Source organism: Ructibacterium sp. SJQ-7 (assembly GCF_054696575.1).
In genome coordinates, this window is record NZ_CP195193.1 from 640,345 (window position 1) to 662,602 (window position 22,258).

The window sequence follows — 22,258 nt, forward strand, 5'->3', positions numbered from 1 at the left end:
TTTACTCGTTGTCATATCCATATACTCTAAATTCCCAGAAGCTGCTGTAATTGTTATGCACGCCACCGCTCAACTCTGTCGCACCGCGTCCGATATAGCGCACATAACGCGCTGTTGTTTCCTCAAACTCAAAGGCTTCATATTCTTTATCGACCTTTGCGCCGCTATCTTTATTTTCAAGCACTTTTGTCCAAGTATCACCTTTGGAGCTGACCTCAATGTCAAAGTTATACGACCTTGCGTTTCCCAGATAGAATGATATTGCAACAGCTGATATTTTCTTTTCCTCGCCAAGGTCAAAGGTTATTTTATTTTCTGGTCTGGTGTCTGTTATCATCATTGCCAACCAACGGGAATCAGTAGTAGTATCCTCAAGCTTACCAATGATACCGTCTACTGCATATGACGCAGTGGTTCCTCCATGCTCATTTTCTGCCGATGCAGTTAGAGTTAAAGATTTAGGACCTGTTCCGTACACTCTGAACTCACGAACAGGATTGTAAGTATTTTGAGTTCCATTATTCAACGTTGAACCATAGCCTACAAATCGAATATAACGCGCTGTCTGTGCGGTAAATGTAATTCGTTCACCCTCATCATATGCTTCTCCTACCGTATATCCGACACCGTTTTCGACATAGTTGGCAACTGTAATCCATTCGTAGCCATCAGCGCTTACTTCAATTTTAAACTTATGCGACCTTATCCATGGCTGATAGAACAGCAATTCAACTGCTGATACTGACTGCTTTGCCAATAAGTCAATAGTTAATGTGTTTGGTTCTGTATTTGTCATCATCGCATTCCATTGAGTAGTTTTATCGCCGTCTACAGCCTTTGAAGGCGCCTGATCTGCATTTAGATATGCGCTGGCTGTAATTTGCGTATCCGATGAAGTGAGCAGTTCTGCTGCATCAGTTGCTGTATCGGAACCATACACTTCAAATTCTTGAATTGCATTGTATTGGATGAATGTACTATTGGCATTTGCATATGCCCCGCGTCCGACATAACGCACATAACGCACGCTCACCGTCTTTCCAAAATCAAATGTTTCAAAACCGTTTGCAGTAGTACCACTGCTTTCAAATGTATTTATCTTTTCCCAGTAAATTCCATCTTTACTTACTCTTATATCAAAATTGTATTTTCTTGCATTTCCTGCATAAAACCAAATCTGAACATTTGAAACTTTCTTAACAGCACCCAAATCAACTGTCATATATGTCTGCGTTCTTCCTGTCGGATTTTCTGACGGATCTTGCGTTATTGCATTATAATTGGTCGCTGTATCACCGTCTATTGCATTTACTGCTACTGCATTGTTACTCAGATGATTAGTTATATCCTCAGCCGAAACTATTTTCAATGCGTCAGGTCTTTGAGTTGTCGGAGTTACCGTTGCTGTGTCGCTTACTTCTCCAACCTTTGCCGTAACGGTAATTTCCGATGTCTGAGCGCTGTTTACGGCAAGAGTGCCGTTTTCTATTGTAGTTCCTGCACCTGTGCTGGCTTCATCAACGGACCATTCTATATCCGATGCATATACGGCTGTAACATCCGTATCATCCACCGCTGTAACCTTTGCGGTATAATTCGACGTCTTGCCCTTTTGAACACGCGAAGCGCCCTCTACAGTTATGGACTTAACAGCCTTCTCAAAGGTTGCAGTTACCGCGACATCTGATGCGGGAATAGTAAATTGCCATACGCCATTTACCGGTTTTGTAATATCTGCACCGTTTACAGTTATCTTTTTCAGTTCATAACCCTCGGCTGCTGAAGGAGTTACTTTTATAGTACTATTGTACTCCGCCTTTCCATCACCGTCAAGTCCGTTGAGTGTGATTGTACCGTGCTTTGTGCCATCGTCATCAGTTGCAGAATTATTTGTAACCGTATACTTATTGATTGTCCAGTTAGTTGTATATGTCGCATTGCCTGTGACCTCCGTTATCTCGGGCGTCCATGTATAGCTGTAGCCTTCCTTTGTCGGTGCATCGCCACTGTATTCAGGTGTTTCACCGTAAGCTATTTGTTCGGTTTTAAGTGTATTGTTTCCATCCTTCCATGTAACGGTGTATTTGTTCTTAACCTCGTTCCACGTTGCAGTGTAAGTTTGCGTCCCTGTTACAGCTGCAATTTCCGGCGACCATTCTTTAAAGGTATATGTGTACTCTGCCGTAGCTTCTCTTGTTGGCATTTCGCCGTATTCAGGAGTTACACCGTATTCAACATCCTCTTCCTTATTCTCCTTACCTGCAACTACCCATGTGATTTTATAGCTTCTTGTGGTCGGAGTAAATGTAGCTGTATATTCGGCATCTGCTGTTGCCGCAATCACTTCTGGAGTCCAACCTGCAAAGGTATATGTATATTGCGCAGTGTCAGCCTTTGTAGGATTATTGCCGTCAAACACAGGCATTACGCCGCTTGAGACCTGTGTGGTTTTAATTGTCGAGCCATCATCATTCTTCCATGTGATAGTAAATTTATCAGGCTCATTAGAGTTCCATTTTGCAAAATATTCTTTATCACCATAAGCCTCTGCGTCAATAGTCTTTACCGGTGTGCCGTTAAAATCGCTTTCTTCATACCAGCCGCCGAAGGTATAACCGTTTCTCGTCGGTATCGGAAGTGTCAACGCCGTGCCGCAGGTATAGCTTGTATAATTTGTTTCATTCGCAATAGTACCCCCATTCGTATTATAGGTTACGTTGTAGCTTCTCTTTGATGCGCTGAACTGCGCCGTATAGGTTATATCACCCGTTACAGCTGTAATTTCCGGAGTCCATCCCGTGAATTCATATGTATCTGTATTTGTCTGATCCTTTGAAGGCGTGCCGCTGTATGAAGGCATTTCACCTTCAACGTAAGTTTCCTGCGTAGTATCTCCTTCTACACTCCATGTTACTGTATAAACCGCCTTAACGGTTACAGCCTGTGAAGCCGCTGTACTTCCCTTGTAGCTTGCATTATCCGGTTTAACGGTAGCAACTACGGTATATTCACCCGCCTGCACATTTTCAAGCGTGCCGTTTTCGCCGCCCGATATAGGCGAGCCGTTCCGCGACCAAACATATGTAAAGTCATTTACTGCCAGAGCCGTTTCGCCGGCTGAAATCTGTGCAGTGAGATTTGACGGAGCCGTCTGTGATGAAGCATTAATTGATACGCTTACGGTATCATCGCCGGTAATATCCGCTCTTGTATCTCCCTCCGGACTTACAACATACGGAGCTGCGATTGTTATACTGCCTTCGTAATTGCCTGTACCGGTATAGGTTGACGTTACAGTATAATTGCCTTCTGCGGCATCTTCAAGTATTGATCCTGTTTCCGAAAGAATTTCCTCACCCTTTTTCCATTCATATATAAAAGCGGATGTATCTTCAAATCCAGAATCATTTATTGCTGATACAGTTGCATTTAAAGTCGCGGGAGCTGTTTTATCACCCGAAATCTCAACCTTTGCCACTGTGTTTATCTGTACTTTCTCCGGTGTAACTGTTACATTATACGGTATCATTTCTGAAAGGCTGCTCCACACAAAAAGCTTGGAGTTTGTTTTTGTATAATCCTTATCAAATTGAACTTCTCCTTCTTTCTCGGAGGAAATATCCTTAAACGTCTTTGCCTCCACAGAGCTCAGCGTCTGCCCCTCATAAACCGCGTAAATAACTACACCGTCAAATGGTATAGTCTCTTCTGTAGTAATCTTTACTGATTTAGTGCCCTCCTGTGCGGCTATAGCTACACTTTTCGTTCCTGTTCCAGATGCAAATGAAACGGCTGAAACACTACCCGTAAAGATAGCCGCCGCACATGCTGCCGCAATAAATTTAATAAACTTTCTCATATTTCCTCCTTACTGCAAAATTGCATTATTCCGTTTTGTTTTTTTGATATATCATTTATTATGTTTTATATGATTATATTGTACTATGATATATCAAATTTGTCAATAGGTTTTATTGCATTTTACTATTTTTATATCAAATTTTAAAAATTGATATAAAAAATACATGTTAACTTTGTCAATCAGCATTTTTTTATAGCTGGTTTGCCCAGCTTAATTTGTAATAAAACAAGGACTTTCACATTAATTCTGCGTCAGTCCCTGTTTAAAAATGAACTATTTGTCCAAATATCTCAATTCAATACTATCAAGCGAAACAGCACTGTTAAACTCTGTAAGACTTATTGTATTATTCTCTCCCGGCTTCATTGTTACGGTAATATTTGACTCACCCTTGAAAAAGCCCTTGCCGCCCGTACCCATTAGATTTATAAATGAGTAATCGCGTCCATTTACAATAAGCTTTGCATAGCATTGTGTTTTTGCCGAATACTTCAGCTTGATATTTACTCTGCCGCCATTTTCTCCTCCGTCAGTATTGTTAAATGCAACGTACGCACCCGGTATCATAAGATTTGTAACAGCGGTAATCTGATTTCCGTTATATTCAAATTTCTCCGTGTTAGGCTGCGCGGCTTCCGTATTTGTATTGGCAAATTCAGCGTCCTCCGCCTCATATACCACATCAGCATCCGCTATTATCTCGCGGTCGCCTATAAGCAGTTCCGAGCCATCTGTCTGTATAACCTTGTCAATGGTATCATCGGTGAATGTAAGCTTATCCGCCTGGAACGAGCGGAGCGCACCGTTTCCTGATAAATCCATTGTGTGGTAGAACATATACCACTGATTCTTAAACTGCACAATAGAGCCATGCGAGGTGTCCGAGCTTTCGGGGTCAAGTATTACCCCCTTTGCACCGTCCGGCTCTGATGATAAGGAATTGTCGCCTGTCGGTATTTTCCACGGTCCTTTAGGACTTACAGTGCTATAGACATATCGCTGTCTGTTATGAGCTCCCTTTGTACCGTATTCATTGTCCTCATTGCGTACATACGCGTCCGCATACATCATGTAATATACGCCGTCCCTCTTTACGACATAAGTTCCTTCGTGATAATCAGGAATACCGCCCATATTTATGAGATTTCCGTTTTCATCCTTTCCTATATACACACCGTTTTCATCCCACTCTTCAGGAATTCCCTCGACTATCATAACCTTCGGAACCTCCTTGAGCGTAACCATATCGTCATTAAGTTCTGCAACCGCACAGCCATTCATCCATGTTCCGCCTCCAGCGAGATAGATATAGCTTCTGCCGTCATCATCCGTAAATACGCAGGGGTCAATCATTCCCCTGCCGCCTATTCCAATAATCGGCACGCCGACATCAACGAAGCCGTGATCAGGGTAATCACTTACCGCCACTCCTACCATCCACTCGTCATTAAATGCTCTTGACGCGGGACGTGGATAATAGAAATAATACTTGCCTGTTTTCTCGCTGTATGCCGCGTCGGGCGCCCACATAAACGTGCCGTCGTCAAACTTACCGTCTTTGTCGAAGGCTTCTCTGCCCCATTCAAGGTCGTATGCACTGAAAATCTCGCCCTCATCAGTATAGTCAACCATATTTTTTGTCGAGTAAATATGAAACGCGTCCATTCTGTTACAGCCTTGCTGAGGGTATCTGTCGTGCGATGGATACACATACAGCTTGTCGGGGTCTGTTTTCCATACATGTGCTGACGGGTCAGCTGTATATATCGTTTTTATAGGTGGATTTATTCCCATATCATCAGCTTCTTTCTCCTCAGGCTCAACCCTATTCTCCGTATCTGTATAATTAGCTACATCAATATAATCGATGTTTATCCAGCCGCTGCCCTTTATTGGACCCGCAACATAAATCGTATTCGTTCCGACCTTCATATCAACATCTACCGATACTTGTTTTTTCGGTTTGTCAGCCGTTGGGTCAACTCCCACCTCAAGCTCCTTTACAGTACCGTCATTACACTTAATCGGAATGTTGCCGCAGCGCTGCTCCATATTTACCTCCTGAGAGGAACGGTATCCGAGTATAACAGTTACCATTCCCTCCGCTTGTCTTTCTACCGTAAAGCGGACAGATGTTGTATTGCTGAAATCATAATTTAAGCTTTCTGCCGAACTCAAGCTTTTAAAGCCTCCTACAACATTCCCCTCTGTATTTATGTCGTTTGACTGCCCCGCTTGATTTTCCAACTTGAAATTGGCGACATTTGCGCCGTTTATAAGCTCTGCGTCCTCCGCTTCGTATCTTGTATAACCCTCTGCGACATCGGGAGCGGGCAAGTTTACCGCAAACGCAATATTCGCTCCACCAAGAGCCATAGCAGATGTAAGCATTGACGCTATGATTTTCTTTATATTTCTTTTCATTTTTCTATTCCTCCCTATCACTGAACTACAACGCCGTCAATTGTCGCAAGCGGCTTCTGTTCTAAGTTCCATACAAACGGTCTTACTGTATCACCCTTTAAAGCCAAAACATTTTCAATAGTCTTTTCAATATTCTCATCACCTGCTTCAGCATTAAAAGTATTTACTATTTTTATGCTCTTCAGTGTTTTATCACTGTTATAAACGGCCACATAGATTGTAATGTCATTTACAACTTTATCAGTTGCGTTGCTTACGGTAAAGGTAAGTTTGTTATCTCCCGCTTTAACCTCGTTATCGTCATTATATTTACATGTAACGGTGAATTCATTAGTCTGTTCGCCTGTTGTTATGCTCTCAACAAGCGGTGCGCCCATAACTCTGAGTTCCTTTGCAAGAATTACATTTTTGTTCATCAGCGCATCATTCTTCATAACCGTATCAACCACTGTATTGCCGTTTTGGTCAACAATTTGAAGCCTGTCGCTTTCGGGCTTTAAAACTCCGTTGTTTGCAATCTTTATATATCGTCCCTCCGCATTTGTTACATTTTGGTCCTCGTGCATAGCGCAGTAGTATGGTCCATAATCATTGACGAACGGCGAAAGACGTCCCTCCACCACGTCATATGACTTTGAAAATACCGGTTTACTGCCAAAGGCGGCTGTATCGCTTACATAAACATCATACTTTTTCGGTGTATACTGAGGTCCTGCATAGTATGATACAGTATCGACAATAGCCTTTTTGCCGAAATCTACTGTAATTGAACTGTTGCTTTTAAGCGTAAGACGGTCAGGGTCGGAGTCGACAAAGGGATGATAAGGAGCATATGAGTTGTATTGTGTATCTCCGTCAAACAACGCCGCAATGCCTGTTTCCTTTTCAACAGACATATAATCCTTTCTCGGGTCACTGCCAAAATCTGCGTCTGTCGCTTTTCCCTCAATGGTTACAGAATTACTATCGACTGTGTATGCCGACTTTGCCAAATCGCTGACCTCACCGTAAAGCCTTATTGTATTCGGCAGCTTTGTTTTCGCCACATTTTCCGCGTTATATCCCCGCACGATTATTTTCTTTATCTCCATAAGATTATCCGCAAAATAACCCGTGGCGCCTTCATTCACTCTGAAATCGGCTTCGCCGCCGTCAGCCTTTATCCCAACGTACCACATATCCGCAGGAAGCTCTCCGACAATCCTTGAAAAGGTCTTCGGAGTGTCAAAAGTATACTCCGCTCCGTCATGAAGTATGTACTCAGACTCAAACACCGGACTGTAATAGTAGAACGCTATCTCAGGCATATTCACCATAGCGTTTTCCGGCGTTCCCGTATAATTGTGGAAGTTGTGCCAATAAAAATCAACGCTGTTCGTTTTTTCACCCTCATTGCAAAGCGGAGCTTTTATAACGAAAACGCTCTTATTGCCGGTTTCTGAATCTATTGTTTTTGGCTCGCCAAAATCGTTCGCTTTGGTAAGCTCGTGTCTGTTTTTCGCGTTTTTATCAGGAATACGCACATAGAAATCCGCCGCATTTGAAGCGTCCATATAGACAATCGCATACGCAAATTCCAAAGCTTCATCAAATACAAAAGGAAGCTCTACCATTGCCAATGACTTATCCGTTGTCTTACCTTCTTTTATCGCATCATGATAAAGACCTGTAAGATTGCACTTTCCGAGATTTGCTATAGAGCCGTCCGCATTGTATGTGCCGTCAAAGAACTGAGTAAAATTGTCATTGGCAGCACTCCACATCGGTTTTGTATTTCCGTCGATACCTCTTGAGCCAAGTCCGACATTGGCTTTTGACGATGAATATCGTACAATCTGTTCAAGCTTAATCTTCGGCAGTCCCTCGCTACCTACCCTGAGCTTGGCACATTTTGCTTTAGCTGTGCTTTCAAGATACTTTGTTTCATCGGTGTCATTTGAAAAGCTTACCGTCTGATACTCGCCGTAATTTGTTCCGTCCTCCGAAAACGCAATCATCACATCAGCCGTCTGCGCGTCCTTATAGGATAATGTAAACTTATCAAACGAGCACACCGCGCCAAACGGAATAATCTGCTCATCCGCTGCAAGGCTCACATTCGGTACGGCAGCCATACACGACATTGTCAGACCTGCCGACAGCAGCAGGCTGATTTTCTTTTTAATTTTTTTCATAATCTTTTCCAAGCCTTTCCGTCTGCAAATATTTGTTATTATGCAAAGCGCAGACATTACTCCGCATAAAATTTATTTAATGTTAAAAGACGCAGCCGTGCAGCGCCGATAACAGCGCCGCTTAGCTACGTCCTCCTGTAATATATACGATATGAATATCGCTTAAATAGCATGTTCATCGTTATAATGAATATACTGCTTAAATATTTAATTTTACCAATACTTTTTCCATTCGCCGCCTGAGACTATTCTGACAAGTGCTTCCATAAAGTAATAGTCGCCCCATATGTTACACTCAGGTCTGTCACCTCTCATTCGGGCATACATACCGTCAGTCAAAAGCCCCGTAGAGGTTATTTTATCAGTCATATATTTGTCAATAAGTGAATTGAGTATCTCCTCAGCCGCCTGCATATATCGTTCATTTGGCACATGCTTATTCATTTCGAGTATGCCGCATAATGTTATTGATGCCGCAGAAGTATCTCGCGGCTCATCGCCGTTTGTAAAAATCATATCCCAGTAGGGAACTTTATCCTCCGGCAATTTGCTTAGGAAACAATCCACAAGTCCGTTGAATATCGGAATTATACTTTCATCTTTCGTATATGAGTAGCCTAACGCCGTGCCGTATATTCCCCACGACTGTCCTCTTGCCCAACAGGAATCATCGCTGTAGCCCTGATGTGTTTCACCCCTCAACGGTCTGCCCGTTTCCTTGTCGAAGTAAAAGGTGTGGTGGGTTGTAAAGTCGTCGCGTATCGCATTTGAAACAGTTGCTTTCAGATGTGACACCGCCATATTTCTGTATTTTTCCTCACCTGTAGTCTCAGCCGCCCAGAACAAAAGCGGAATATTAAGCATGCAGTCGATAATAAGCTTATGGCTTGCCGGGTCGTTAAGATTACCCCATGCTTGTATAAAGCCTCCCTTATCGCTGAAGCGTTTTGCAAGCAACTCTGCGGCTTCAAGTGCAGTTTTCTTTGCCTTCTCACTGCCTGTTATCTTGTAGTCGGCAACACATGAAAGACTGTAAAGGAAGCCTATATCGTGAGTATTAAGAGTATCAAGCCTGTTATCAAGTCTGTCTCTGAAATCGGCGGATTGCTCCTGCGCTTTTTTCATAAAGCATTCCTCTTTTGTCATTTCATACGCAAGCCAAAGCATACCCGTATAAAAGCTGTTAGTCCATTCATAATTTGTCTGACCGTCGTACAAGTAGTCGCGGCTCTGAGGACACGGATAAAGAGAACCGAAAATATCAATATTTTCTCTTTCCCTGTCTATGCAGTATTCAAGCGCTTTTTTGATTTTTTCAATATTCATAGTTTTATTTATCCTCTCACTGCTTAATAATTTCAACTCTGCTTATATATTCATTTTCATCGCCTGTTTTTGAATTCTCGGCGGAAAGTCCCCAAATACTGAAATCAATACCTCCGTCCTGACGGTTCATAAACGAAGCGTCAGTTACATTAAGAGTATGCGTAATCCATGTATCTGTGCCGGTCTTCTGAATATATACATCCTTATAGCGGTTTTCCTCTGTTGAGTATGCATAACGAATTCTATCTGTTCCATGGTCGAAATATGTTATATTTATCTGACAATTATGATCGTCCGGATCCATAAAATCATCATCTAAATTCAATATACATCTCTTTCCGACACCTATTGAAATACAGCCCTCGCCACCCTGTTCAGTTTGCTTTGTGTAATAATAGGCTGTGGCTGTTCCTGTTGTGGACTGCGTCAGGCATACGTTCTGTCCCATTCCGTCAAAGCTTATGACAGCCGTCGTAACAATAGGTTCAACCTCAAGCGGATTTACATATTGTTCATCAGGCGACTGCTTGACAAGCATAACCTCTGATATATACTCGTCTACACCTGCGCCGCTCTCGTTTTCCGCAAATATGCTTATATCAGCGCCATCGCTCTGTGAATGAGAAAATTGCGCATTCTTTATAACTAACCTTGCTTCCTTCCAGACATTTGTATTTGTCTTGGCAATATATCCGCTGCAATACGGCATGTTTGCGACATTATATGCAATACGTATTCTGTCAACGCCGCTATCAAAATATTTTACAACCAATGTAAAGTACTTATCATCAGAAGTAATATATCCGTCGTCAAGCTTAAATGACAAATTCTTTCCTACGGTTATTTTTTCGCACGTTACTCCTTCATATTCCGTTTTCTCACTGTCTGTCGCTATTGACATACCTGTTCCGCTGCCTTCAGCGAAGTTATAACTTATGGCATGCTCCAAATCGCCGCGAAGCTCATCGGAAACAACACCGGCTGCCGGTTCACTTGAATAATACGCGCTTATAAGTCCATCGTCACCGCATCCGGCTATATCAGATACCGACATAATTCCATTGTCCGCTAAATATCTCACAAGCGCGGTTGTACCGCCGTAAACGCTTACATACAGCGAATTATATGATATATCTATAAGGTCTGAACGACTTCCGTTCATATCAGTGTCAGCAGAACACATTCCCAACGGCTTTGCCGTCTCAAGCGCATGTTCATAAATATCAGACGATGCGTTTCCTTTATATCCAAGCATTCTCAAATACATTGCGCATAATTGTCTTAAGGTTACATTCTCAGCTGCGCCGAAATAACCATCCTCAATTCCATAACACAATCCTATACTTTCACCGTATGCAACATACGGCTTTGCCCATTCTGAAACATCAGCAAAAGAGCAGTTATAATTTTCTTTAAATACATTATCCAAATTTCCCGTCACACGCAGAACTGCAACAATCGCCTGCTCGCGCGTACAAATCATCCCTAATCCCGGGTCAAAGCCCGTGTCGCTTACGCCCTTTATCAGCCCAAGACGATACAGCACTTCTGCCTTGTCATTAATCTTCGTCACCTCTGCCGCAGCAACATTTGCACCTAAGAGAGCAGCGGCAATAATCACTGAAATAATTCTTTTAAATTTCTTCATGCCGTCCTCCTTATCTTCCATAAAGCTCAAATTCCCAAATACTGCTGTATTGGTTTACATTATTGCCGTTAAACTTAGCGCATACATACCTTCCGTATGCGGGTGTTTCCAAGACATATTCTTCTAATTGATCTGTTGTTCCGCTGTTCTTTGTGTCAAGCACCTGTGTCCATGTCTTGCCGTCCTCACTAACCTCTATAGTAAACGGATATACTCTCGGATTACCGGAGAAGAATGCAAGCTTTATTGAGGTTATCGGATGCTTTGAACCCAAATCAATCATAATGTTGTTTGCACCGATTGACGACCATCTTGTATCCATTTTGCCGTCTGCAGCATATGAGGCAACATTCGCAGTTTCCTGTGCAGTTGCTGAAATTGAATATGTATTCAGCTTAACAATCGGACTTGTTGAATTCTTATCTACGTCGGGGAGATTTGGTATATTAACCGTCAATTCTCTATTCTTTGGACTCCATGAAATCTGTGAGCCTATGGCATCCGTAATAAATGACGACGGAACCATCATACTCCCGTTCATCAGCTTGGCAGGCAAAGACAGCGTTACTTTTCTGCCGTCCGCAATGGCATATATGCTGTCCGCAGTTACCATAATTGACTTATCACTTCTCGAGACAGAAAGTGTTTTTGAGCCATTGTCAATTTCATATGAGTATCCAAACTGCTCAAGAATTTTCTCCATTGGAACATAAAGCGTGCTGCCCTCTATAAAAGGCACCTGATTTTCCATATTAAGCTTCGTTCCTCCCGCTCTCACCGAAATAGATAAATCAGCAAGCGGAACGGTAACAGCCGGATTTTTAACCCTTCTAAATTCTACTCCCTGCAAATCATGGTTTCCTGTCCATTCCTTATACGAACCCGGAACAATTTCCTGCATAGAAGCATTGTGAAGATAGTTCACGCCAACAAACGATGCGTTTCCCGTATTTCCGTCCATTAGACGTTCCTTGATTGTGTTTATCTTTGCATTTCTCACTATAAGCTGACCGTTGTTAAGAATAAAGCACCTGTCGAGCGAGGATGCGAAATTTCCGGATTGAAGCTCTATCGTTCCGCCGTTGCACTCAACGAAGTGACCAAGACTTCCCCATATTGCGATACCGTGCAGAGTAACCTTTCCTTTGAATGACGGTGCCGTTTCAAATCCGCCCGAAATCTTATCATGGCTGTTAATACCAACAAGCTGAGTATTTATAAACGAAAAGCCTCCCTCTCCTATATCCTCAACCAACAATGCAGTTCTGGAATTGTCTGAGCCATATCCAAGCGATAGTCCTGAAGGACCCGTGCCATTTTCGCTCATAAGCCTCAATCCCACGCCTGCCGGGAATATAAAATCGTTGTAAAACAGTATATTCTTTGTGTCACCAAGAATGAAGGGCTGATAATTATCCTTCATATATCCATCAATCGCCGAAACAGCAGCGTCATATTTTTCCTTAATCACCGGGTCGTTGTTATTCTTGACCGGAGTTCCACTGCCTTCCCACGATCCATGCTTGCTCTCATATCCTGTAGTAACTGTGTTATAATTCATCTGAGTATTAGATATGAGGCAATCCTCGCTGCCGGCGCCTACACGCACGCCAATATGCCAGCATGAACCGCAGAGATATTCCATATATGCTCTGTCGCATCTGTATGTGAACAAATCAGCAAAATCATATGCGTTTCTGATTGCCATATTAATAATTGAAACATCTGCACCCATACCCTGCACAGTGTAAGGGAATTTAATAGGGTCATTATAATCCTGTTCCGGATAATCTACACAGATACCGCGTATAGTTGATTTCTCCTGAAGATGAATTGTCGCTCCGCCTTCCTGACCCTTGCCGTGATATATTTCGAGCGTGGAGCCGTTCTTTCTCGGCATAGTACCTGTATCAAGCGCGCCTCTGAACTCGACATTCGACGGCACTGTTAATTCAGACTTAATGCCATAGAATCCGGGCGGTAAAAATACGATACCACCGCCGTCAGCCGCCGCTTTGTCAAGGGCTTTCTGGATTGCCGGAGCATCATCGGTTACACCGTCTATTTTTACGCCGAAATCTTTAGCATTATACATAACAGCTCTCGGCGGCTTAACCTCCAGAACATTTACCTGAGGAAATTCAGGAGTGGGTTCCATTTCAACAGGAGTATCATCAACTGTAACTGTTAGAACTGAATTGTTTTCTATTGTTTTAGTTTCCTTAAATGTGCTTCCAAGTATTGAAGCATTGCTGTACTTGCCAAGCGTTATCTGAGGAGCTGCATTGTTAAACTTACAATTAAGCATGCTTGCATAGCCTGCTGAAAGAGAAACCTTACCGCTCTCTATATCCATCTCCTGCATCATAACCTGACCTGTACCCTCGTTTAATATGGCGTTATCCGTTGCGTTTATAGTCCAGCCTATAAGCGATATTTTACTTGCCATTGTATTTCTTGCCACAAAACCGTTTTCACAGTTATCAATCTCCGTATGCGTGATAACCATACCTGAATTTGAGGTATCCTCAATCGCAACACCTATATGGCAATTGCTAAACTTCATACCGTAATTTTCACCGTTAGGGTACATATTTGATATTCGGCTTTCGCCATTCCATGCTCCTTCGCAGAAGGAATTTAGCGCATAAAAGCCAACACCGTAACGGTCCGCCGTAAGCCAGCGTCCGTATGACCAGTCATTACGGCTCATCTCATATGCTATACCGTTTTCATATATGTAGCTTCTGTGCGAATCTTTATCGCTGGGAGCTCCCGGAAGTCCCGAGTTTTCCCAATACAGCGGTGAAAAATCGCAGTTCTCTATTCTGCCGACATCGGCAAGAGAATCTATGCGAATTCCGCTTTTCAGCGGTGTGCCGTATATATTACGAACAATGGGACAACCGCCCATATTAGGGTTGTTTTTATAGCCAAGATATGCGTTGACAAATTCAATATTGTCAACCGTAACATAGTCGTTACCCCAAACAGACGGATCACCCATCTGAATAGCAGGAGGATATGGCTGAATATTATCAGCCTCCTGCTCCGGATACCATATTGCAAGGTCATGAATACCCGTAACCGGCTGCATCATGATAAAAGGATCTCCTTCTATACTTCCTCTTCCGGCATATGCCTGCAAAATAGTTCCTTTTACAGCCTTATCTCTGCCAGGCGTATCAATCTCTCCATTAATCGAAACTCCCTGCTTCATAACAAGATTTCCCTTAATAGCATATCTGCCCTCAGGTACCCAAATGGTGCAGCCGCCTGCCGCAGCGGCCGCGTCTATTGCATCCTGAAACGCCTTGGTATCATCAGTTACTCCGTCACCCTTAGCGCCGAAATCCTGAACCGTATAGCCGGCTATTACATATTCATCTGTATAGTAATCCGTCTGGTACAGTTTAAAATTCGGAGCGGGATATGAAGGCTTTTCCTCCTCGGCAGCATTCGCCGCCGGAATAATTGATAGAAGCATGGCAGCGGATATAACCGCCGCCGCTGCTTGTTTAATTTTCTTCATCATGTTCCGCTGCCTCCTATTCTAAAATTAACTGAATTTCCGCAATATACGTATCCGTATCTCTTTCGTTGGATTCCTCTTTTGTCTTGCCCCATACCGCAAAATTTGTCTTCTCATCCTGAAGTCCATTATTAGCGCTCGTGTCTGCTGGACTCGCATTTATCAAATCGGTTACATCAAGTTCATACCATTTCCATGTATTGGTATCTTCCTTTTGGATATTAACTGTCTTGTTTCTGTCCGTATTGGATATATAGCAAACTCTTATTCCGTCCGTACCGTTATCATAATAACAAATACGAATTTTTGCATTTCTCGGTTCTGCGCCTATCAAATTCTGAAGCGTATCATCAAATCTCAGTGAAATTCTCTGACCGTTAATCCAGCCACCTGAGCCGTCTGTTTTTTCATGTGCAGCCAAAATTTTTCTGCATTTAATTCCGCCAATCTCTGCCGCTTCACTATAGCCAAACCATGCTGTATTTGCAACATGCTGATTTGTGCCTCCCCAGTATACGGTCATCTTTTCACCTGTATATGTTGTGTCATAGGTTGTACCGTCAAGCAGTCTTATTCCGGCGAAATTATCTTTATTGACCGTAAATTTCTCTGTGCCTGTTCCAAGAGCTGTGCCTTCAATATCAACCGCCTCCACTTTATATGTATAATCCTCATACCATACAAGTTCTTCACTGCTGTCGTCATATTCCGTATTGGTTATAGGCTCATTTGTAAGTTTTTCCTCACCGCGGTATACATTATATCCTGCGGCATTCTCAACTGCATCCCATTTAAAAGCTATATTCTCAAGCGTTGACTTATCCATATCCTGTTCCAGTGAAATATCGGAAGGTTTCGGCTGTTCGGTAGGCTGTGGTGTCTCAACCGGAGTTTCATCTTCAAGAATAAGCTCAAATTGAGAAATATATTCTGTTGAACCAACGGCATCACCTGAGCCCTTTGCCCATATAGTAAGGTTCGGTCCGTCAGGATATATCGGCGAAACCTTAGAGTCCACTCTGCCATCCTGATAGCCGCCCTTTGAACCCTGGTCATCACTTTCATTCACTAAATCGGTTACGACAAATTCCTCCCATTTCCAGTCTCCGCTATCTGTTTTCTGTATGTTAAGGTCAGAATATCTTTTCGTTTTACTGATATAGGAAATTCTGATTTTATCTGTTCCCTGATCCAGATATCTCACGCGAATCTTAGCGTTTCTCGGCTCATTTCCAATTGCTTCGTTAAGCGGATTGCTGTATATAAGCACTAAACGCTTATCATCGTCAATCGCGCGACATTCCTCGTCATTTTGCGTTACTCCGTAATTGTAAGCTTTATCACCAGAATTGTTAATCTGTTCATCATTATTCTTTCCTGCCCAGAATATATGAATAAGATCATTTTCGCTTTCTGAACAGCTATCAGCTGTCTGTCCTGCGAGGAAGTTGATAGATGCCTTCTTTATATCGGCAGGATTTATTGTCGGAGCCGGAGTTGGTGTCGGTGTTGGTTCAGCTGTCGGAGAAGGAGTCTGACCCGGTTCCAATGTTGGTGTAGGCTCCGGAGCATCGCCCTCAAGCACTACCTGAACCTCGGAAATATATGTCTCTACATCGACAACATCACCTTTATCTGAATCAGCCTTTGACCATATTGTGAAATCAACACCCTCGTCCTGAGTTTTAGCACCCTCTCTCGGGTCAATAAATGCCGCAGTAAAATCGGACACTTTTTGTTCTTTTGTAATCCATTGCTGTGTATTTGTTTTAACAATGTTAAATGTGGTATAACGCGCGCCTTTTCCCACATATGACACCTTAAATCCGTCTGTACCGTTGTCAAAATAGGTCACGCGTATAACAGCGTCTCTTACTCCATCGCCTATACGGTTTTTAAAATCGCCTGAATACTTAAACACTGCTCTTCCGTCAGCTGGAATACGTCTGCAAGGAACACCATCCTGTATGTAAGCCGTATTATAACCATACCAGCCCTCATCTGTTTCCTTTCCAGTAGCAATATACAATGACATTTTTTCTGTTATATTAGGTTGTGAAAACAAAACTGCTGCTATATCAGAATTATCAATGGAAACATCGGTCAGAAGTTTTCCGTCCGACTCATTGCCGTATTCATCATATGCAGTAAGACGATACTCTGCTTTTCCGGATTTATACCATTTCACACTTTCGTCATTAAAGTCTGCTGTTTTTGTATCACCGATTTTTTCGCCGTTTTTGTATATCCTGTAACCCTCAGTTTTTATATTATCTTCGCATTCTTCCCATTTAAAGGATATTGCGCCCTTGTTGTTGAGCTTTACATTCCACGGATTTTCGGGAGCTGTATCTGATGACGCGATTGAATAAACCTGTGTTTTAGCATTCGCACTATTTAAACTATCCCAAATGCACATTGTCACATATGTATTTTGCGCATTGGTTATGTCTAATGTATTCTTAAATTCACCGCTGTTTGAATTTGTATATCGGACACTAACCAACTTATTAGTATTTTTTTCATATATTGCATTTATCATCACCGCATCATTGTTGATACCAGAAGCATTGATAACGCATTCCAAACCACCGTTTGAAAGGGTATGTACAACTTCATTATTCTGTTTGAAATATGCTTCTTTAACAACAGCATCGGCTGCCATAACGCTGTATGATGTAAATGCTAATACAGCAGTTATTAGTCCGATTAGATATTTTATCTTTTTCATTTACATACTCCTTTCTATCAGTCAAGAAATACCACTATATCCTTAATTTCACCCTTAAATGCCGAAACATATATATTGCTGCATTCATCACTTACAGTACTGTAAGTCTCAACATCATCTAAAGTTCCAGTGTAAACTTTTTTCCTGCTTCGGTCGTATATGTATACATTTGCCTGACTCGCAGAAAAGTAAACAACACCGCCTCTTTCCGGAGACACAATTTCATGATTAGGGTTTACTGCTACACCAAGGAAGTCTCCTGCCCTGTCATATGCCCAGCACAAAAATCTTCTGTCAGTGCCATATATATTTTTTTCAAAATCATCTGGCATCGCAAGTTCTCCATAGCTTTGAATGTAAATTGGATCAAGTGTTGTTACTATTCCGTCCGAATCAATATTGTAGCGTACAATATCACCTACACTAACAGGATAGAAACTATCACCTTCTGTTTTTCCAAGTGTATTGCGTCCTTCACCAAAAATATTCTGAGTCGTGCCGTTTATATAAACCTCCATAGCATCTGCTTCGTCTTCTTTGGGATTAAGACCATACATCACATCTGAAACTACTGCAATATTTGTTTCACCCTCAATATCACCATCTATTCCACCGGCTAATTCCTGAACAATAATATCAGCTGTTATACTGTTTTTACCTAATGCATAAGCTGTGAGATTTTTATAATTCTTATCATTCTTTAAGCTTGAAATGCTATTTACAGAATATTTTTCAAATCTACTGTTTTTATCCGGGACAGTGACGAATTTCGTATCGGCATTAACAAGAATTCTACCGCCGAAGCAGTTCAAATTCTTTTTATAAAGAAGTCCGTCGCTCTTTTCAGACTCAGATGCTGAACCATTTGGCATATTGGAATAAAGCACTCTTAAATCGCTCGGAGAAGCCGTTTTATTCGAATAAACCGTATCAATAGTCTTAAGTTCATTGTTTGCGAGTTTATAAGTTATAAGTTGACGATTTTCAAGCGGCATATCATCCTGTTTTTTATATGTTACGCCGTCAAGTTTCACCTTATTTGCGAATTTATATATCACCAGATTACCGTCCATTGTGAGAATTCGTGCTTCTCCCATATCCTCGTAGTCCTCATGCCATGAAGATACTAAATATCCGAAAGTAACATCATGAGCTACACTTTCATCTGTCATCATTATAATCCTATTATTCGATGAAAGCAAAAACACACCGCCAATGCCAACTGCTATTTTACCATCATCCTCATTATCATAATAATAGCTATTTCCATTGATTACAATTTCGTCATAATCATTATTTGATTTTTTTATTGAAGTTACAGTACCTTCTACGACATTTCGCACAACAACATATTTTGTATAGGAATTATCGGCAGCTTTATAAGCTTCCAGCACATCCCACTCTTTAAGCTCGGTAGGCAGCATTTCTTTCCCGTCTAAATCATATATATCGTAGTCATCCTCGTCTTCAACATTAACGGCAGCCTTATTGTCCTTAAAATATATAGACTTGTTTGTACCGCCATAATGATCAACAACAAAGCAATCCATCACATTTACAAATACAAGATTATAATTACTCGACCCGTCTGTTGAAACAAGCTTTATTGTTCCATCGTCCGGAATCTCCTTTTCATTCCTCGGAAAATACATATATGACGCATCCTTAAACGCGGATAAATCAGTCACTCTTTTTCCGTTATATATAACCTCAGCATCATTTGCGATACGAGCTGTCTTTCTCTTCCCATCCTCATAATACTGATATGTACCATTTGAATACTTATCAACATCAGAATTATTAAAGGTTATTTCCTTTGTTTTTGAATTCGGTACAATATATGCCAAAATATCCTGATCATTTTCTGTTTTATAGTACACTGTCGCATTATAACCTATGTATTTTGTTACATCCTTTCCGCCGCTGTTAAGCTGAACATGTCCGATATTTGTATTCACAATAATACAACCCTTCGTCGCATAAAGACCTGTAATTGATGTAATATCATTTGCAATTATTGTGCCCTTAATGCTTGATGCTTCATGATTTTCAGAAAGGATAGTCTTGTCTTCATTAACATCATAGTCTATGTATCCATTTTGATAAACCGGTTCACACAGAGGAATTGTAGATGAATTCGCCAATACTCTAATTACATCGGAATATGTCATAACATCTGTTTCGCCTTTTTTAATACCATCAAACATCGCAGTTCCTGCCGCTGTTTTAATATAGCCATTCGGATATCCACCGGCAGATTCTGCCCATCCGCCGTAACCCAATACTGTAAGTACCGCTCTTGCTACCTGCTGCTTTGTAACTACACCCTCAGGATCAAATCGGTTGTTGAGATACGGAAGGATTATTTTCTGATCAACCGCTGTATTTATATATGATAAACTTTCATCACCATTTGGTATATCTTCAAACGAACTTGTACTGCCGCCTGTTGCAGGGATAACCGCAAACCTAAGCATCATTTCTGCAAACTCCGCTCTCGTTATACTCTCGTCATGGTCATATTCTGCCCATCCATAAGATATACCTCTGTCAAGTGCCTCGCTGTCTGAAATTGCGTAAGCAGAAAAAGCACTGAACATTGTAATTAACGACAATATTATAGATATTATTCGTTTCTTTTTCATGCCTGATTTCCTCCTTACTTACTTAATACATTATAAATAATAACCGCTGCCTCAGCACGTGTTGTATTTGCTAATGGGTTGAAATTATTATTTTGATCACCGTTTACTATTTTCTCCGCCTTTAACGTATTAACCGCGTCAAGCGCATAGCTTCTTATATCGTTTTCATCACCAAATGGTTCTGCACCTGCAGCACCCGAAGTACGTCCCGTTTTATCAAGTATATTCTTAATAATCACTGCCATATCTTGGCGAACAATGTTGGCATTAGGAGCAAATTGATTGTCCCCTATTCCCTGCACCAGCCCGAGGTTGTTCGCCGCCGCTACATACGGATAAAACCATGCGTTCTTGTCTACATCATCAAAATCACAATCCATCATCTCAGAATCACCGTAAAATGCCTTTATTGCAAGTGTCACAAACTCAGCACGAGTTATATTATTTTCTGGTCTGAAGGTGCCGTCGCCGTAGCCGCTTATAACTTTTCTCTCTACAAGATAATTGACCGCATCATTTGCCCACGGCGTTCTGCGCATATCGTCAAATTTATATGGGTCAGAAGTAACCGGAGATGAGACATCGTTACTTCCAAATATACCTGTATTTGAATTGTCAGGTTTCGGAAGCGATACCGAGGTTGATTTTATTCCGTTGTTTCCTCCACCTACTCCACCGCCGCCGATGGAGTTGTTATTATTGTTTGATGGATTTTCAGACTCGCTAATCGCTGCTTTTACCGCTGCCGCAAAGGTATCCAGTGTAGCATAATTTCCTCTTACAAGCTGTTTGCAGACAGTCTGCACATTGCTATTATACTGAGTCCAGCTTATATTGGCTTTTTCTCCGATAAGATCTCTATTTTCAGTTATAAAGTCGCGCACCTCAGTCCAGTACTCAGTTCCAAAAATAACTGTATTTGTCACACTGTTGTTATATGCGTTCCAGAAAGACTCCACGTCTTTTACGCTTGATGTCTGAACAGCTGACATTGCTTTTGTCATTACATACGAGCCGGCTTTTTTTGCGCTTTCATACATTGTTTTAAACGAATCATAACTTCCGTTTACAGATTTTGAATAATTAACTGTAATCATTTCTATATTGTTATCATTTATCGTTTCCTTATTTTCACGTATCTGTGCAATAATCAGCGCCTGATTAAAAGTATCCCGAAGCTGTTTACCGTTTACAAATCCGCTTAAATCCCGCTTTGTTTCAAATACAGCAGATACAACAAACATTTTTCCGGTATCACTTAATGTTTCGTATACCTCGGTATCAATACCAAACATCTCCATACCTGCATTATTGTCAGATTCTAAAAACGAACGCAGCTGTGATGCATTTGAAGCTCCATTTATCTTAGAGCTTAACACAGAGGAAATATCTCCGAAATATCGAAAGCTTTGTTTTAGTTCTTCCGTTACATCCGCCTTCACATATGCGTCATACTCTGCCGCCTCTGCGCCATCAGGCATAGAAAATCCAAAACTGTATTCTCCTGTTTCATCAGTGTTAACCTGATATGTACATAATATTGTATCTTCCTGCGGTACATCTCCCGCTTTTGTTACTCTCAAAGTAACTCGCTCTCTGTTGCTTTCGGAATTTATTTTGCCCGATACAGTAATATACTGTGTATCAGGGTCCGTATCTATTGAAGTAATTATTCCGTCAGCAGCATAAGCAATTGTACTACCGGTTATAACAGCGGCAGTTAACAATGCTACCGTGAATTTCTTCAATTTTTTCCCCTCCATTTCTGAATTTTACTAGCCACGTGCAAAACTCCAAAAACATAGAGTTTATGCAATTTTACGGATGTGGCAAATCTGTTTTGTCACTATAAATTTAATATTTAATGTATAGAAAAAACCACTCTGATTTGGTATAATATAGTTGAAATCAAAATC

General features: G+C 41.5%; 9 protein-coding genes. All 9 read right to left on the reverse strand.

Translation table 11 applies throughout. The features are described from left to right. Position 1: 1 nt before the first annotated feature. Entirely contained in the window at positions 2-3,859 is a 3,858-nt protein-coding gene (locus ACSAMO_RS02900; RefSeq protein WP_499209811.1) for a discoidin domain-containing protein, read from the reverse strand. A gap of 276 nt (positions 3,860-4,135) precedes the next feature. Continuing rightward, positions 4,136-6,286, reverse strand: a complete 2,151-nt coding sequence (locus tag ACSAMO_RS02905; RefSeq protein WP_499209812.1) for a family 43 glycosylhydrolase — start codon at positions 6,284-6,286, stop codon at positions 4,136-4,138. Between the two features lie 17 nt (positions 6,287-6,303). After that, a complete protein-coding gene (locus tag ACSAMO_RS02910) occupies positions 6,304-8,460 on the reverse strand; it encodes a hypothetical protein (protein ID WP_499209813.1) in 2,157 nt (718 codons plus the stop codon). 213 nt (positions 8,461-8,673) lie between these two features. Beyond that, positions 8,674-9,786, reverse strand: coding sequence for a glycoside hydrolase family 88 protein (locus ACSAMO_RS02915; protein WP_117967654.1), 1,113 nt, complete (start codon positions 9,784-9,786; stop codon positions 8,674-8,676). 16 nt (positions 9,787-9,802) lie between these two features. Then, positions 9,803-11,434: a hypothetical protein gene (locus tag ACSAMO_RS02920; protein WP_147364950.1), complete on the reverse strand. Its 1,632-nt coding sequence runs from the start codon at positions 11,432-11,434 to the stop codon at positions 9,803-9,805. A gap of 10 nt (positions 11,435-11,444) precedes the next feature. Next, positions 11,445-14,969, reverse strand: coding sequence for a glycosyl hydrolase family 28-related protein (locus ACSAMO_RS02925; RefSeq protein ID WP_499209814.1), 3,525 nt, complete (start codon positions 14,967-14,969; stop codon positions 11,445-11,447). Positions 14,970-14,982: 13 nt separating this feature from the next. Beyond that, on the reverse strand, positions 14,983-17,697 hold the full coding sequence (locus tag ACSAMO_RS02930) for a hypothetical protein (RefSeq protein WP_499209815.1): 2,715 nt from the start codon (positions 17,695-17,697) through the stop codon (positions 14,983-14,985). A gap of 17 nt (positions 17,698-17,714) precedes the next feature. Further along, a complete protein-coding gene (locus ACSAMO_RS02935) occupies positions 17,715-20,342 on the reverse strand; it encodes an S-layer homology domain-containing protein (RefSeq protein WP_117967670.1) in 2,628 nt (875 codons plus the stop codon). A gap of 14 nt (positions 20,343-20,356) precedes the next feature. Beyond that, a complete protein-coding gene (locus ACSAMO_RS02940) occupies positions 20,357-22,090 on the reverse strand; it encodes an S-layer homology domain-containing protein (RefSeq protein ID WP_499209816.1) in 1,734 nt (577 codons plus the stop codon). Positions 22,091-22,258 lie beyond the last annotated feature (168 nt).

Coding starts and splice junctions, on each gene's coding strand:
- ACSAMO_RS02925 (WP_499209814.1), bottom strand. CDS start 14,969: ATGATGAAGAAAATTAAACAAGCAGCGGCGGCGGTTATATCCGCTGCC.
- ACSAMO_RS02915 (WP_117967654.1), bottom strand. CDS start 9,786: ATGAATATTGAAAAAATCAAAAAAGCGCTTGAATACTGCATAGACAGG.
- ACSAMO_RS02930 (WP_499209815.1), bottom strand. CDS start 17,697: ATGAAAAAGATAAAATATCTAATCGGACTAATAACTGCTGTATTAGCA.
- ACSAMO_RS02905 (WP_499209812.1), bottom strand. CDS start 6,286: ATGAAAAGAAATATAAAGAAAATCATAGCGTCAATGCTTACATCTGCT.
- ACSAMO_RS02900 (WP_499209811.1), bottom strand. CDS start 3,859: ATGAGAAAGTTTATTAAATTTATTGCGGCAGCATGTGCGGCGGCTATC.
- ACSAMO_RS02910 (WP_499209813.1), bottom strand. CDS start 8,460: ATGAAAAAAATTAAAAAGAAAATCAGCCTGCTGCTGTCGGCAGGTCTG.
- ACSAMO_RS02920 (WP_147364950.1), bottom strand. CDS start 11,434: ATGAAGAAATTTAAAAGAATTATTTCAGTGATTATTGCCGCTGCTCTC.
- ACSAMO_RS02935 (WP_117967670.1), bottom strand. CDS start 20,342: ATGAAAAAGAAACGAATAATATCTATAATATTGTCGTTAATTACAATG.